The organism is Ruegeria sp. K5, from assembly GCF_056531805.1.
In genome coordinates this window covers 25,163-41,160 of the sequence record NZ_JBQFML010000002.1, presented here as the reverse complement: position 1 = coordinate 41,160, position 15,998 = coordinate 25,163, and the positions used below count along the sequence as shown (strand labels likewise).

At 60.3% G+C, this 15,998-nt stretch carries 11 protein-coding genes and 1 tRNA gene; 10 read left to right on the top strand and 2 right to left on the bottom strand.

From position 1 onward, the window contains the following. The 6 genes from ACR0MO_RS09585 (at position 1) to ACR0MO_RS09560 (ending at position 6,486) form a co-directional block, all read left to right on the top strand. A complete protein-coding gene (locus ACR0MO_RS09585) occupies positions 1 to 531 on the top strand; it encodes a (2Fe-2S)-binding protein (protein WP_170453306.1) in 531 nt (176 codons plus the stop codon). Beyond that, positions 528 to 2,945 (top strand): aerobic carbon-monoxide dehydrogenase large subunit, encoded by a 2,418-nt coding sequence (locus tag ACR0MO_RS09580; protein ID WP_480890944.1) that lies wholly within the window; start codon positions 528 to 530, stop codon positions 2,943 to 2,945. Before ACR0MO_RS09585 ends, ACR0MO_RS09580 begins: the two co-directional genes overlap by 4 nt. Positions 2,946 to 3,076: 131 nt before the next feature. After that, positions 3,077 to 3,916: an AAA family ATPase gene (locus ACR0MO_RS09575; RefSeq protein ID WP_480891259.1), complete on the top strand. Its 840-nt coding sequence runs from the start codon at positions 3,077 to 3,079 to the stop codon at positions 3,914 to 3,916. Continuing rightward, positions 3,916 to 5,100: a vWA domain-containing protein gene (locus tag ACR0MO_RS09570; protein WP_480890942.1), complete on the top strand. Its 1,185-nt coding sequence runs from the start codon at positions 3,916 to 3,918 to the stop codon at positions 5,098 to 5,100. Before ACR0MO_RS09575 ends, ACR0MO_RS09570 begins: the two co-directional genes overlap by 1 nt. A 12-nt stretch (positions 5,101 to 5,112) precedes the next feature. Continuing rightward, positions 5,113 to 5,925 carry an XdhC family protein gene (locus ACR0MO_RS09565; protein ID WP_170735476.1) on the top strand — a complete coding sequence of 271 codons (813 nt, stop codon included), beginning with the start codon at positions 5,113 to 5,115 and terminating at the stop codon, positions 5,923 to 5,925. A 108-nt stretch (positions 5,926 to 6,033) separates the two neighbouring features. Then, positions 6,034 to 6,486, top strand: a complete 453-nt coding sequence (locus tag ACR0MO_RS09560) for an SRPBCC family protein (RefSeq protein WP_170453301.1) — start codon at positions 6,034 to 6,036, stop codon at positions 6,484 to 6,486. A 64-nt stretch (positions 6,487 to 6,550) separates the two neighbouring features. On the opposite strand, the gene ACR0MO_RS09555 is transcribed toward ACR0MO_RS09560, so the two are convergent. Next, positions 6,551 to 6,637: transfer RNA gene (locus tag ACR0MO_RS09555), tRNA-Leu, on the bottom strand. Between the two features lie 201 nt (positions 6,638 to 6,838). On the opposite strand from ACR0MO_RS09555, the gene ACR0MO_RS09550 reads away from it, so the two are divergent. Beyond that, positions 6,839 to 7,822, top strand: a complete 984-nt coding sequence (locus ACR0MO_RS09550) for a complex I NDUFA9 subunit family protein (RefSeq protein ID WP_480890939.1) — start codon at positions 6,839 to 6,841, stop codon at positions 7,820 to 7,822. Here ACR0MO_RS09550 and ACR0MO_RS09545 read toward each other — a convergent pair whose 3' ends face one another. Further along, complete coding sequence (locus ACR0MO_RS09545; protein WP_480890937.1) at positions 7,823 to 8,626, bottom strand: undecaprenyl-diphosphate phosphatase; 804 nt, start codon at positions 8,624 to 8,626, stop codon at positions 7,823 to 7,825. Positions 8,627 to 8,855: 229 nt separating this feature from the next. Between ACR0MO_RS09545 and ACR0MO_RS09540 the strand changes: the two genes are divergently transcribed. From ACR0MO_RS09540 to ACR0MO_RS09530, 3 genes are all read left to right on the top strand, one after another. After that, the gene (locus ACR0MO_RS09540; protein WP_170520799.1) at positions 8,856 to 10,289 is read left to right on the top strand and encodes an NAD(P)-dependent oxidoreductase; all 1,434 of its coding nucleotides are present in this window, start codon (positions 8,856 to 8,858) and stop codon (positions 10,287 to 10,289) included. Between the two features lie 48 nt (positions 10,290 to 10,337). After that, the gene (gltB, locus tag ACR0MO_RS09535; RefSeq protein WP_170453285.1) at positions 10,338 to 14,870 is read left to right on the top strand and encodes a glutamate synthase large subunit; all 4,533 of its coding nucleotides are present in this window, start codon (positions 10,338 to 10,340) and stop codon (positions 14,868 to 14,870) included. A 185-nt stretch (positions 14,871 to 15,055) separates the two neighbouring features. Continuing rightward, a complete protein-coding gene (locus ACR0MO_RS09530; RefSeq protein WP_480890934.1) occupies positions 15,056 to 15,973 on the top strand; it encodes a Hint domain-containing protein in 918 nt (305 codons plus the stop codon). Positions 15,974 to 15,998 lie beyond the last annotated feature (25 nt).

Here is a 15,998-nt window from a genome sequence, read left to right as displayed (position 1 = left end):
ATGTCGAAAATGCACGTCAAACTCACCGTGAACGGCAAACAGGTCGAAGGTCTGGCCGAGCCGCGCACGTTGCTCATTCACTTCCTGCGGGAAGATCTGAAAATCACCGGCCCTCATATCGGTTGCGAAACAAGCCATTGCGGAGCCTGCACCGTCGATATCGATGGGAAATCCGTCAAATCCTGCACCACCTTTGTGGCACAGGTGAACGGGGCCGATATCACCACGGTCGAGGGGCTGACCAATGACGATGGTAGCCTTGGGGTGTTGCAAGAGATGTTCCGCGAACATCACGGGCTACAATGCGGCTTCTGCACGCCGGGGATGATCACCCGCGCGCATCGCTTGCTGCAGGAAAACCCGAACCCGACCGAGGATGAAATTCGCTTTGGTATGGCGGGGAACCTGTGCCGCTGCACTGGATACCAGAATATCGTCAAGGCGATCTCGGCCTCGGCTGATTTGCTCAATGCGCAAAAGCCCTCAAGTAGCGAAGCGGTAGGGCAAACCAAAGTGGAGGCTGCGGAATGACCGACCAGACCCTGACCCCCGAAGAACGCGCCGCCAACCTCAAAGGCATGGGCTGCGCCCGAAAGCGCGTCGAGGATGTGCGGTTCACCCAAGGCAAAGGCAATTATGTCGATGACATCAAGTTGGACGGGATGCTGTTCGGCGACTTTGTACGCTCGCCCTACGCCCATGCCCGTGTCGTCAGTGTGAACAAAGAGGCGGCTTTGGCCGTGCCCGGCGTTGTCGCGGTTTTGACTGCCGAAGATCTGGCGCCGCTGGGTCTGCATTGGATGCCGACGCTGGCTGGCGACAAGCAGATGGTGCTGGCCGATGGCAAGGTTCTGTTCCAGGGCCAGGAGGTTGCCTATGTCGTCGCCGAAGACCGCTATATCGCGGCGGACGCGGTGGAACTGGTCGAGGTCGAATATGAAGAGCTGCCTGTTATCACTGACCCGTTCGAGTCGTTGAAATCCGACGTCGTCCTGCGTGAGGACCTTGAAGGTCAAACCGAAGGCGCGCACGGCCCACGCAAACATCACAACCATATCTTCACCTGGGAACAGGGTGACAAGGACGCGACCGAGGCTGTTCTGGATGAGGCTGACGTAGTGGCCGAAGAAATGGTCTATTACCACCGCACCCACCCCTGCCCGCTGGAAACCTGCGGCTGTGTGGCGTCGATGGACAAGGTGACGGGCAAGCTGACGCTTTATGGCACGTTTCAGGCCCCGCACGCGATCCGCACGGTTGTGTCGCTGATCTCGGGTCTGGCCGAGCACAACATCCGGGTGATCAGCCCCGATATTGGCGGCGGGTTTGGCAACAAGGTGGGGGCCTATGCGGGCTATGTCTGCTCGGTTGTCGCCTCGATTGTCACCGGCAAGCCGGTGAAATGGGTGGAAGACCGGATGGAGAACCTGATGTCCACCGCCTTTGCCCGCGACTACTGGATGCAGGGCAAGATCGCGGCTACCAAGGAAGGCAAGATCACCGGGCTCTGGTGTCATACCACGGCGGACCATGGCGGCTTTGACGCCTGTGCGGACCCGACCAAGTTCCCGGCGGGGTTCATGAACATCTGCACCGGGTCTTATGACATTCCAACCGCCTATCTGGCCGTTGATGGTGTCTATACCAACAAGGCTCCGGGTGGGGTGGCCTATCGCTGTTCCTTCCGCGTGACCGAGGCCGCCTATTTCATCGAACGCATGATCGAGGTTCTGGCGATCAAGCTGAACATGGACGCGGCCGAGCTGCGGCGGATCAACTTTATCAAGGCTGATCAGTTCCCTTATCAGTCAGCGCTGGGCTGGGAATATGACTCGGGCGATTATCACACCGCCTGGGACAAGGCGTTGAAGGCGGTGGAGTATGACGGTCTTCGAGCCGAACAGGCGCAGCGGGTCGAGGAATTCAAGGCGGGAAAGACCCGCAAACTGCTGGGCATTGGCCTTACGCATTTCACTGAAATCGTGGGCGCGGGGCCGGTCAAGAACTGCGATATCCTCGGGCTGGGGATGTTTGACAGCTGCGAAATCCGCATCCATCCAACTGGCTCGGCAATCGCGCGACTGGGGACAATCTCGCAGGGGCAGGGTCACGCCACGACCTTTGCTCAGATCATCGCCAGTGAGATCGGTCTGCCCGCCGATAACATCACGCTGGAGGAAGGCGACACCGACACCGCGCCTTATGGGCTTGGGACCTACGGGTCTCGATCCACGCCGGTCGCGGGTGCGGCAACGGCCATGGCTGCGCGCAAAATCCGCGCCAAGGCGCAGATGATCGCGGCCTATCTGTTGGAGGTTCACGACAACGATGTCGAATGGGACGTGGACCGGTTCGCCGTCAAAGGCGCGCCCGAGCGGTTCAAGACCATGAAGGAAATCGCCTTCGCCGCCTATAATCAGGCCATTCCGGGGTTGGAGCCGGGTTTGGAAGCCGTCAGCTATTATGACCCGCCGAACATGACCTACCCGTTCGGGGCTTATATCTGCGTCATGGAGATCGACGTGGATACCGGCGAGTGGGAGGTCCGGCAGTTCTACGCTCTGGATGATTGCGGTACGCGGATCAACCCGATGATTATCGACGGGCAGGTTCATGGCGGCGTGACCGAAGCGTTGGCCATCGCGATGGGTCAGGAAATTGCTTATGATGAGATGGGCAACGTGAAGACCGGCACGCTGATGGATTTCTTCCTGCCGACCGCGTGGGAGACGCCGAACTATATCACCGACTATACGGTAACTCCGTCTCCGCATCATCCGATTGGGGCGAAAGGCGTCGGGGAAAGCCCGAATGTGGGTGGCGTGCCTGCGTTTTCGAACGCGGTGCATGATGCGTTCCGGCCCTTTGGGCTGGTGCAAAGCCATATGCCGCATGACCATTGGCGGATCTGGAAGATTGCCAATGGGCTGGGGATGCACGGGTAATTGGGTTCGGACCGGCTGTGGCCGGTCCGACCTAACGGAGGGGGCCAGCCCCCCCCGAACCTCCCCCGGGATATTTTTGGCCAGATGAAGATTGGATCCTGGTTTTGACTTTGAGTGACGTGCAAAACGGAATGGCCGCGCAGGGCTATGTTGCCGATGATCGGTTGGCGATGGCGTTGCATTTGGCGCAGGCGTTGGGGCGGCCCTTGTTGCTGGAAGGTCCGGCCGGGGTTGGCAAGACCGAGGTCGCCAAGGCGGTGGCGGCTTGGCAAGCGACGCGGTTGATCCGGTTGCAGTGTTATGAGGGGCTGGACGCAAACCACGCAATTTATGAGTGGAATTATCAGCGTCAGTTACTGGCGATCCGGGCGAGCGAAGCGCAGGGTGGCACCAGCGAGGCGCAACTGTTTTCCGATGCGTATTTGCTAAAAAGACCTTTGTTAGAGGCTATATCAGAAGAAGAACCTCCGGTTTTGTTGATCGATGAGATTGATCGGGCGGATGAAGAATTCGAAGCCTATCTGTTGGAAATCCTGTCGGACTATCAGATCACGATCCCCGAGCTTGGGACGATCAAGGCGCGGGTTCGGCCCATTGTTATCCTGACCGCAAACGGGACGCGGGATCTGTCGGATGCTTTGCGGCGGCGGTGTCTTTACAGTTTCCTGGACTACCCAACGAAAGAAACGGAACTGGCGATCCTGCAGGCGCGGATGCCCGAAGTTGAAGGGGCGCTGGCGCGGCAGATCATCGGGGTCGTGCAGGCGCTGCGGCAGGAAGATCTGGAAAAGAAGCCGGGTGTGGCAGAGATGTTGGATTGGGCCGCCGCCCTGTCGGGCCTGGGGGTCAACGATCTGGCCAAGTCGCGGGACGAGGTGCAGGCGACTTTGGTGTGTCTGTTGAAAACCGCTGCGGATTACGATGCGACCCCTGCGGAATTGATGGATCGGCTGATCGGGAAGGTGGCGTGATGCAGGTGACGCGCTTTCCCTCTCGGGCTGATGGGTTGGCGGATCGCATATCGGGGTTCATTGCCCATCTGCGCCTGAATGGCTTGCGGGTTGGCCCGAAAGAGACTTGCGACGCGTTGGTGGCTTTATCCAAGGTCGAGGCTACGGACACCGATCAGGCCCGTCAGGCATTATGCGCGGTTTTGGCTGGGGATGCCGAAGATTGGCGGCGGTTCGACGGCCTGTTTGACGCCTATTGGTTCAATGCGGGCAAGCAACGGTCCGGCGTCGCGCAGAACACGCATGTTCGGGTTCAGTCGGCAAAGCCGATGATCTGGCAAAGCCATGAACCGGGTGCGGACAGTGCTGAGGCCAGTTCAGGGGACACCACTCCGGACCCGAGCGACAGGGAGGCCGAGGGGAAGGACGGGAAGCTGATTGCAACCCGCACGGCCAACCTGTCGCGCCGGGATTTGCGTGAGTTGATGGATGAACACTCGTTGAAACAAGCGGAAGAGGCGGCGTTGAAATTGGCGCGCGCCATACGCGACCGGCGTTCGCGCAGGCGCAAACGGGCTTTGCGGGGACCAACGCTGGATATGCGGCGCATTCAACGGGCCAGTCTGGCTCGGGGTGGTGAGCCCATCGATCTGTTTCGCCGCGCGCGGCCCCCTCGTCCGATGCGGATCGTTGCCTTGTGCGATGTCAGCGGATCGATGACCGTGTATTCGCGGGTCTTTCTGGCCTTCCTCAAAGGTCTGATCGGCAGCGACACTGATGCGGATGCCTATCTGTTTCACACCCGCCTGCTGCGGGTCACCGACGCTTTGCAGGACCATGATACGCTGCGCGCGGCTGGTCGGTTGTCGCTGATGGCCGAGGGGTTCGGTGGCGGTACGGATATTTCGGGCAGTCTGGAGCGGTTTCTGGATGGCTACGGCGCGCGCGCGCTGAATGGCCGGACGGTCGTTCTGATCCTGTCGGACGGGTACTGCACTCAGACCCCGGATCGGTTGGCAGACGCTTTGGCACGGATGCGGCGCAAAGCGCGGCGGATTGTCTGGCTCAATCCGCTGAAAGGGTGGAAGGGCTACCAGCCTATCGCGGCGGCCATGCAAGCTGCGGAACCTTATCTGGACGCCCATTTGCCCGCCAACACGCTGGACGCGCTCGCGGCCCTTGAACCTGAATTCCGCAAGTTCTGAAAAGGGTCTAACATGGGAAATTTTGACATATTCGACACCATTGAGCAGCTTCGGCAAACCGGTCAGCCATTCTGTATCGCGACTGTTCTGCGGACGGCGGATGCGACCTCGGCCAAGGCGGGTGGAAAGGCGGCTGTGACGCGGGGTGGAGAGATTCTGGGCCATCTGGGTGGAGCGTGCGTACAGCGGGCGGTTCGAACCTCGGCACAGCAGGCGTTGTCCAGTGGGACGCCGCAGATGATCCGCGTGAAACCTTCGGAAAAGGTGGTGACGATGACGGACCCGGATGGCGTGCAAACCTTCAAAAGCGGATGCCCGTCGGGCGGCACGGTTGATCTGCTGGTCGAGCCGTATCAACAGGCGCCCCGGCTGGTGATCTTTGGTGCCTCGCCCATCGCTTCGGCATTGGCCGAACACGGCAACTTGGCCGGGCTGCGCGTCTGTCTTGACGACGGCGCAGAGGCATCGGCTGAGTGCACCCGGTTCTCGTTGGATCAGGTGTCCGAACTTGGGGTCGAGGCGCGGGATTTCGTGGTGGTCGCGTCTCAGGGCCAAAACGATGGCGCGGCGCTAAAGGCTGCGTTGGAGACACCGGCCGCGCGCGTCTCGATGGTGGCCAGCCGCCGCAAGGCCGATACGCTGGTGGCGAAACTGATCGCGCAGGGCATGGACCCGTTGTGCGTTGCGCGTCTGAAATCGCCTGCCGGGTTGGACATTCACGCCATCGATCCGCACGAAATCGCCTTGTCGATCCTGGCCGAGATTGTGCTTTGGCGGAACAGTGATACGACTAAGGAGGTCTCTCATGACGAAAAGCTTGCGTAGATGGTGCGCCGCACTCTGGCCCGCCCGCCCCAATCCCAACCAGGAAGACGCGGCCGAAATGGCGCTGATCGTCTTCCCAAGATGTTGTTGAATAAAGGAAGTGCCTGAATGGAACTGAGCGACGAAATCCGTATCACCGCACCCCGTGACGTGGTGTACCGCGCCCTGAATGATGCAGAGATTCTGAAAGAGTGTATTCCGGGTTGCGAGGAACTGGTTCAGAACTCGCCCGAGGATCTGGAAGCCAAGGTTGTGCTGAAAATCGGCCCGGTCAAGGCCAAGTTCGCCGGTCAGGTGACGCTGGACACCTCTAACGCACCGGATGGGTTTTCCCTGAATGGCGAAGGCAAAGGCGGGGCCGCCGGGTTCGCCAAGGGCGGAGCCGAGGTAACACTGACCGAAGATGGCGATGAGACGGTGCTGGCTTACACCGCCAAGGTCGATATCGGCGGCAAGATCGCACAATTGGGCAGCCGCTTGATCGCGGGAACAGCCAAGAAACTGTCCGGCAAGTTCTTCACCCGCTTCGGTGAAATCGTGTCCGAGCAATCGGTGTCGTGAGATTGTAAATGACAGCAAACATCGCCCGCGCACGGGTGGTTTCAAATAGCATCTTTGGGGGATTTGGTGCCCAGGAGAGGACTCGAACCTCCACGTCCATACGGACACTAGCACCTGAAGCTAGCGCGTCTACCAATTCCGCCACCTGGGCAGGTGTCGTGAGGGGGCGTTTAAGCCCAGTGGCGGGGGGCGTCAACCGGATTCGGGGAGATTTTTGAAAGTTTTTTGAACAAGGCCGATTACGCCCCCAATCAGGCATTGTGCCGATGTTGCCACGTGGCGAATTAGCGCCTTGTTTCGAAGCGATCTGGGCGCTACGTCTTTTCCTCATAAAGTCAGCAGGAGGTCACCCATGTCCAAACTGGTCACGATTTACGGCGGATCGGGTTTTGTCGGGCGCTACATCGCGCGACGGATGGCGGGTGAAGGGTGGCGCGTGCGTGTGGCGGTGCGCCGACCGAACGAAGCCATGTTTGTCAAACCCTACGGCGTGGTTGGTCAGGTCGAACCGGTCTTGTGCAATATCCGCGATGATGCGTCGGTTGCGCAGGCTATGCAGGGTGCGGATGCGGTCGTGAACTGCGTGGGCGTCCTGAACGAGCTTGGCAACAATGATTTTGCCGCCGTGCAGGCCGAAGGGGCCGAGCGGATCGCGCGGTTGGCGGCGCAGCAGGGTGTCGCGCGTATGGTTCATATCTCGGCAATTGGTGCGGATGCAGAAGCGGCCAGCACATACTCGCAGACCAAAGCGCAGGGGGAGGCGGGCGTGCTGCAGCATATGCCCGACGCCGTGATCCTGCGCCCGTCGCTTGTCTTTGGCACGGAAGATCAGTTCTTCAACCGCTTTGCAGGTATGGCGCGTCTGGGTCCGTTTTTGCCTCTGGTCGGTGCCGATACGAAATTCCAGCCGGTCTATGTGGACGATGTCGCGCGGGCGGCGGTCAAAGGGGTTCTGGGTCAGGCGCAGGCCGGGGTCTACGAATTGGGCGGGCCCGAGGTCAAAACCTTTCGCACCCTGATGCAGCAGATGCTGGAGGTCATTCACCGTCGGCGGATCATTCTGGGTGTACCGTTCTTTGTGGCCAAGATCATGGCCGGTGTTCTGGATATTGCCAAATTCGTCAGCTTCCAGCTGTTCCCCAATAACATCCTGACCCGCGATCAGCTGAAAAACCTGCGCCGGGACAATGTTGTGTCAGAGGGTGCAAAAACGCTGGATGATCTTGGGATCGAAGCCACGACGCTTGCGTCGGTTCTGCCCGAGTACCTGTGGAAATTCCGCCCCTCGGGCCAGTATGACGACATCCAGAATTCGGCGGATAACCTGCGGACCTGATCAGCTGTAGGCAATCACCAGCAGGACGATGCCCAGAATCACGCGGTAAATCACGTATGGGGTGAAGCTGACGCTGCGCAGCAGGCGCATCATCAGGCTAAGCGCCAAAAGCGCCGAGACAAAGGCGAAGGCAGCGGCAATCGCCCCGTCTTTGGCAAGGCTGGCATCGGCCTGATGGATCACATCCGCTGACAGCAAGACGCCCGAGGCGATGATTGTCGGGATCGACATCAGCATGGCAATGCGGGCCCCGTCCTCGCGCGTGTATCCCAGATGCCGGGCGCCGGTGATGGTAATGCCGGACCGCGATGTACCGGGGATCAGGGCGATGGCCTGCCACAGGCCCATGATCGCCGCGTCCCGCAGGCCCCAATCCTTTGCCACCTTGGTTTGCGGACCCTTTTGATCCATCCAATACAGCAACACGCCAAACAGCAGCATTGTCCAGCCGATCACAGCGATCGAACGCATCGCATCGCTCAGCCCGGTCAGAAACAGGACAAGCCCGGCAAGAACGGTGGGGATCGTCGCGATGATCAGCCCCAGGGCCAGCCTGGCCTGTGGGGTATCGGTTTGGCCTCTTAGGGCGCGGGGCACGCCGGAGAGGGCAGATTTCACGTCCGCCCAGAAATACAGCACAACCGCGCCCAGCGTGCCCACATGAACCGCGACGTCTATGGTTTGGCCCTGATCCTCCATCCCTGTCAGGCTGGGCAGCAGGATCAGATGGCCCGATGAAGACACCGGCAGAAATTCAGTTATCCCCTGAATTATCGCTACGAGAATCAAGTGAAAAAGACTCATTTAACCTGCTGCACTGCTACCAAATTGTTTTACTTTTTATGGGTATTCCGGTGGCTCTCAAAAGGAAAGCGCGTTGATAGGTCCGAATCGGAACTAAAATCAAGCAGCAATTTCCCGAGATTAGCAAGATACCGCAAACTTTTCCAATTTAGGTCAGCACTTTTTACTTTTCATCCCAAACTGCATCTCTTAAACAGGCCCGACCAAGCCAATTCATGGAGTCTGACCCGTGGCCAAGCAACCGATGCTGAAATTTGTGCAGATCGACCGCGTCATGCCGGAAAAGCGTGCCGCTGATGACCGCAAGGAAGACTTTGACGAAATCTATGCCGAGTTTGCGGCGGACAAGGCGGCAGAGCAGGCCAGCCGGTGCAGCCAGTGTGGTGTGCCCTATTGCCAGTCGCACTGCCCGCTGCACAACAATATCCCCGATTGGCTGAACCTGACCGCGACGGGTCGTCTGGAAGAGGCGTATCAGACCAGTCAGGCCACCAACACCTTCCCTGAGATTTGTGGCCGCATTTGCCCGCAGGATCGCCTGTGCGAAGGCAATTGCGTGATCGAACAGTCCGGCCATGGCACCGTCACCATCGGGACGATCGAGAAATACATCACCGACACGGCATGGGACAAAGGCTGGGTCAAGCCCGTGGTTCCGGGGGCCGAGCGCAGCGAAAGCGTTGGCATCATCGGTGGTGGCCCCGGCGGTCTGGCGGCAGCCGACATGCTGCGTCGCGCCGGTATTCAGGTGACCGTCTATGACCGCTATGACCGCGCCGGCGGGTTGCTGATGTACGGAATTCCGGGCTTCAAGCTGGAAAAGGACATCGTGCAGCGCCGCAACGACCTGCTGGCCGATGGCGGGGTTGAGTTCGTGCTGAACTGCGACGTGGACGCTGCCAAATTCGACGAGATTCGCGCCAAGCATGACGCCGTGATCATCGCGACCGGCGTTTACAAATCGCGCGACCTGTCGATGCCGGGCAGCGGGCTGAACGGCATCGAAAAGGCCATCGACTTCCTGACCGCCTCGAACCGCAAAAGCTTTGGTGACGCGGTCGAAGATTTCGACAATGGCCGCCTGAACGCCGATGGCAAGAAAGTCGTCGTGATCGGCGGTGGCGATACCGCGATGGACTGTGTGCGCACCTCGATCCGGCAAGGGGCCACTTCGGTCAAATGCCTGTACCGCCGCGACCGCGCGAACATGCCCGGCTCGCAGCGCGAAACCCAGAATGCCGAGGAAGAAGGCGTGATCTTCGAATGGCTCAGCGCGCCCAAGGGCTTTACCGGCGACGATACCGTCTCGGGCGTGATGGTGCAGAAAATGCGTCTGGGTCAGCCCGACGCCACGGGCCGTCAGGCCCCCGAGGTGATCGAAGGCGCGGATTATGTGGAAGAGGCCGATCTGGTCATCAAGGCGCTGGGCTTCGAGCCCGAAGACCTGCCCACCCTGTTCGGCCAGCCCGATCTGCCCGTGACCCGTTGGGGTACCGTCAAGGCCGCCTTCCAGACCGGTGAGACCGAGATGGACGGCGTTTATGCCATCGGTGACATCGTGCGCGGGGCCTCTCTGGTGGTCTGGGCCATCCGTGACGGGCGCGATTGTGCCGACGCGATCATCGACCGGTTCAACGCCAAAGCTGCTGTCGCAGCCGAATAAGCCAGATACCAAAGCGAATTAAGCCCCCTCGGAAGAAGGAGACAGCCAATGACCAAATATGATGCCGATTGGGTGCGGGCCGAAGAAGCCAAACGCCAGTGGATGGCGGAAAACGGTCTTTATTCCGAGGATGAGGAGCATTCGTCCTGCGGTGTGGGTCTTGTTGTCTCGGTCGATGGTAAGAAAAGCCGCAAGGTTGTGGATGCAGGGATCGATGCGCTCAAGGCGATCTGGCACCGGGGCGCGGTGGATGCCGATGGCAAGACCGGCGATGGCGCGGGGATCCACGTGCAAATTCCGGTTCCATTCTTCTATGACCAGATCCGCCGCACCGGGCACGAGCCCAATCTGGATCAGTTGATCGCCGTCGGTCAGGTGTTCTTGCCGCGTACCGATTTCGGGGCGCAGGAAAGCTGCCGGACCATCGTGGAAACCGAAGTTCTGCGCATGGGCTATTACATCTATGGCTGGCGTCACGTACCGGTCGATGTGACCTGTCTGGGCGACAAGGCCAACGCTACCCGGCCCGAGATCGAGCAGATCCTGATCTCGAATTCAAAAGGCGTGGACGAAGAGACGTTCGAGCGCGAGCTGTACGTGATCCGTCGCCGGATCGAAAAGGCTGCCCTGGCCGCTGGGATTTCCGGGCTGTATCTGGCGTCGCTGTCCTGCCGCTCGATCATCTACAAAGGCATGATGCTGGCCGAGCAGGTGGCCGTGTTCTACCCGGACCTGATGGATGAACGCTTCGAATCCGCATTCGCGATTTATCACCAGCGCTATTCGACCAACACCTTCCCGCAATGGTGGCTGGCGCAACCTTTCCGCATGCTGGCCCATAACGGCGAGATCAACACGCTGAAGGGCAACGTCAACTGGATGAAAAGCCATGAAATCCGGATGACCTCGGACAGCTTTGGCGACTATGCCGAAGACATCAAGCCGATCATCGCGGGGGGATCGTCGGATTCGGCTGCATTAGACTCGGTTTTTGAGGTTCTGGTGCGCGCGGGCCGCTCGGCCCCGATGGCGAAAACCATGTTGGTGCCGGAAAGCTGGTCCAAGCAGGCGGTGGAACTGCCGCAGGCGTGGCGCGATATGTATTCCTATTGCAACTCGGTGATGGAGCCGTGGGACGGCCCCGCCGCTTTGGCGATGACCGACGGCCGCTGGGTCTGTGCCGGTCTGGACCGCAACGGGTTGCGCCCGATGCGTTACGTTGTGACGGGTGACGGGCTGGTCATCGCGGGGTCTGAAACCGGTATGGTGCCAATCGATGAGGCCACCGTGACCGAAAAAGGCGCGCTTGGTCCGGGTCAGATGCTGGCAGTGGACATGAAGAAGGGCAAACTGTTCCGCGACAAGCAGATCAAGGACAAACTGTCCCGCGCGCTGCCGTTTGGCGACTGGGTGAGCAAAATCAACGATGTGGACGATACGCTGGCAGGTGTGTCCGAGGCTCCGATCTTCTCGGGCGATGAACTGCGCAAACGTCAGATCGCGGCAGGATACTCGGTCGAGGAACTGGAGCAAATCCTCGCGCCCATGGCCGAAGATGGGAAAGAGGCTTTGGCCTCGATGGGTGACGATACGCCCTCGGCGGTTCTGTCCAAGAAATACCGTCCGCTCAGCCATTTCTTCCGCCAGAACTTCAGCCAGGTGACCAACCCGCCCATCGACAGCTTGCGCGAATACCGTGTGATGTCGCTGAAGACGCGGTTCGGCAACCTGAAGAACGTGCTGGATGAAGACAGCAGCCAGACCGAGATCATCGTGCTGGAAAGCCCCTTTGTCGGTAACGCGCAGTGGGACAAGCTGGTTGAAAACTTCAACTCTCCTCTGGCCGAGATCGACTGTAGCTTTGAACCCGGCCGGGGCGCGCTCAGCGCCGCTTTGGCCCGTATCAGAGCCGAAGCGGAAGAGGCCGTGCGCTCGGGCGCGGGTCATCTGGTCCTGTCCGATCTGAACTCGGGTCAGGGTCGTGTGGCGATGCCGATGATTCTGGCGACCAGCGCGGTGCATTCGCATCTGACGCGGCAGGGGCTGCGGACGTTCTGTTCGCTGAACGTGCGGTCGGCCGAATGCGTCGATCCGCATTACTTTGCGGTTCTGATCGGTTGCGGCGCGACCGTGGTGAACGCCTATCTGGCCGAGGATTCGCTGGCCGACCGCATTGACCGCGGGTTGCTGGACGGGACGCTGACCGAAAACGTGGCGCGGTATCGCGAAGCCATCGATCAGGGCCTGTTGAAAATCATGGCCAAGATGGGGATTTCGGTGATCTCGTCCTATCGTGGCGGTCTGAACTTTGAGGCCGTGGGCCTCAGCCGCGCCATGGTGGCCGAGTATTTCCCGGGCATGACCAGCCGGATCTCGGGTATCGGCGTCACCGGTATTCAGGCCAAGGTCGAGGAAATCCACGCCAAAGGCTGGGACAGCGGTCTGGACGTGCTGCCCATCGGTGGTTTCTACAAAGCGCGCAAATCGGGTGAGACCCACGCGTGGGAAGCGACCTCGATGCATATGATGCAAATGGCCTGCAACCGCGCCTCATATGAGCTGTGGAAACAGTATTCGGCCAAGATGCAGTCGAACCCGCCGATCCACCTGCGCGACCTGATGGATTTCAAACCGCTGGGCAAGCCGGTGCCGATTGAAGAGGTGGAATCGATCACCTCGATCCGTAAGCGCTTTGTCACGCCGGGCATGTCGCTGGGCGCGCTGTCGCCCGAAGCGCATAAGACGCTGAACGTGGCGATGAACCGGATCGGTGCGAAATCCGACTCGGGCGAGGGTGGCGAAGACCCGGCGCATTTTGTGCCGGAACCCAATGGCGACAACCCCTCGGCCAAGATCAAACAGGTGGCTTCTGGTCGCTTCGGTGTGACTGCCGAATACCTGAACCAGTGCGAAGAGCTTGAGATCAAGGTCGCCCAGGGTGCGAAACCCGGTGAGGGTGGGCAATTGCCCGGCATGAAGGTCACCGATCTGATCGCGCGTCTGCGCCATTCAACCAAGGGCGTGACGCTGATCTCGCCGCCGCCGCATCACGACATCTACTCGATCGAGGATCTGGCGCAGCTGATCTATGACCTGAAACAGATCAACCCGCGCTGCAAGGTGACGGTGAAGCTGGTGGCGTCTTCGGGCGTTGGCACGATTGCTGCCGGTGTGGCCAAGGCCAAGGCGGATGTGATCCTGATTTCGGGCCATAATGGTGGCACCGGGGCTTCTCCGGCGACGTCGATCAAATACGCCGGTCTGCCGTGGGAGATGGGCCTGACCGAGGCGCATCAGGTTCTGGCGATGAACAACTTGCGCGACCGGGTGACTCTGCGCACCGATGGTGGCTTGCGCACGGGGCGCGACATCGTCATGGCCGCGATGATGGGGGCCGAGGAATACGGCATCGGCACCGCCGCCCTGATCGCGATGGGCTGTATCATGGTGCGTCAGTGCCAGTCGAACACCTGCCCGGTTGGTGTGTGTACGCAGGACGAGAGCTTGCGCGCCAAGTTCACCGGCAACGCGGACAAGGTCGTCAACCTGATCACCTTCTACGCGCAGGAAGTGCGCGAGGTGCTGGCCAGCCTCGGTGCCCGGTCCGTGGATGAGATCATCGGGCGTGCCGATCTGCTGGCTCAGGTCAGCCGGGGCTCGGCCCATCTGGACGATCTGGACCTCAACCCGCTGCTGATCACCGTCGATGGCGCACATGACATCGTCTATGACCGTGACAAGGATCGGAACGCGGTGCCGGATACTCTGGACGCTGAAATCGTGCGCGATGCGGCACGGTTCCTGAAAGACGGTGAAAAGATGCAACTGTCCTACGCGATCCAGAACACGCACCGGACGGTGGGCACGCGGGTGTCCAGCCATATCGTGCAGAATTTCGGCATGCGGAACACGTTCCAGGACGACCATCTGCATGTGAAACTGCAGGGCTCGGCGGGGCAATCGCTGGGGGCCTTTGCCGCCCCGGGGCTGAAGCTGGAAGTGTCGGGCGACGCAAATGACTATGTCGGCAAGGGCCTGTCAGGTGGCACCATTGTTGTGCGCCCCCCGCAGGTCAGCCCGTTGAAGGCAGATGACAACACCATCATCGGCAACACCGTTCTGTATGGGGCCACCGATGGCCATCTGTTCGCAGCGGGCCGCGCAGGTGAGCGGTTTGCCGTGCGCAACTCGGGTGCCAAAGTGGTGATCGAGGGCTGTGGTTCGAACGGGTGTGAATACATGACCGGTGGCGTGGCCGTTATCCTTGGCGATATCGGGGCCAATTTCGGGGCCGGCATGACCGGCGGCATGGCCTATCTGTACGATCCCGAAGGCAAGGCCGAATTGCTGATGAACAAAGAGACTCTGGTGACCTGTCCGGTGACCGTGGATCATTGGGTGGATCAGCTGAAATCACTGATCGAGCGTCACGCGGCCGAGACCTACAGCCGCAAGGCCGCCGACATTCTGCAACACTGGGATGTGGAAAAAGCCAACTTCCTGCAGGTCTGCCCGAAAGAGATGCTGAACAAGCTCAGCCATCCGCTGACAAGCGAAGTTGCCGCTGTTCCGGCGGAATAGCCGCCAATACAGTCAAAAACAGGGCCCCGCGTGACTTTTGAATCACGCGGGGCCTTTCTTATTGGCGTGGATCGTCTGCGCGTCTTGCTGGATCGCAACCATCCCGCCTAGCCTTTTGTTCACGCTTTAGTGATGAATTGCCATAATGCTGTGGCCGCGCTGCGGTGTCGAACAGGAGGTGCCGAATGCCGACCACTTACCTTGACCAGTTCTACGCGTTCGATCCGGCCAACCCGCCTCCGGCCGGGACGGCCATATCGGTCGAAAAGTACAATCTGGTCGATGATGATGACGATTTCGACATCGAAGCCGGCACTGGCGATACCGTGAACGGTCAGTTGGTGACCTCGTCCTGGCCGGGGGACACGGTGACCATCAACCTGACGGGCGGTGGCACTGCGACCTACACCGGCACGACCTTTTATCTGGCGGATGGCACACGTGTGTTCACGCCCACGGACGGGTCGGTTCTGCAGCCCGGCACGCTGGCGTCCACAACCTTTGTGACCACGCAAGGCCCGCTGGACGTGACCACCGATCTGGGCCCGCCATGCTTTACACCGGGCACCATGATCGCCACGCCGCAAGGCCCGCGGGCAGTGGAAACGCTGATTGCAGGCGACCTTGTCACCACTGTGGATCACGGCCCGCAACCGCTGATCTGGGTCGGGCGCACCACTGTTGAGGCCGAAGGCAAATTGGCACCCGTTCAGTTCCAGGCGGGCGTGCTGGGGCTGGACCAACCGCTGCTGGTCTCACCACAACACCGCATGCTGATCGAAGACTGGCGCGCGCCGCTGTTGTTTGGCCACCCCGAGGCGTTGATTGCCGCCCATTGTCTGGTGAACGGCGACACGGTGAGGCGGGTCGAAGGCGGACAGGTCGACTATATCCACCTGTTGTTCGAACGGCACGAGATCATCTTTGCCAATGGCGCAAAAAGCGAAAGCTATTACCCCGGTCACGCCTTGACAACGCCTGAACGGGAAACACAGGCCGAAATCCTGCATCTGTTTCCGGAATTGAAGGCGCGTGGGGCCAGGATGCCCGACACCGCCCGCCCGGTCGTGCCTGCGCGCGAAGCACGGGCAATCGCGATTTAGGCCGTTTCAAAGCGGCCTCGTGCGT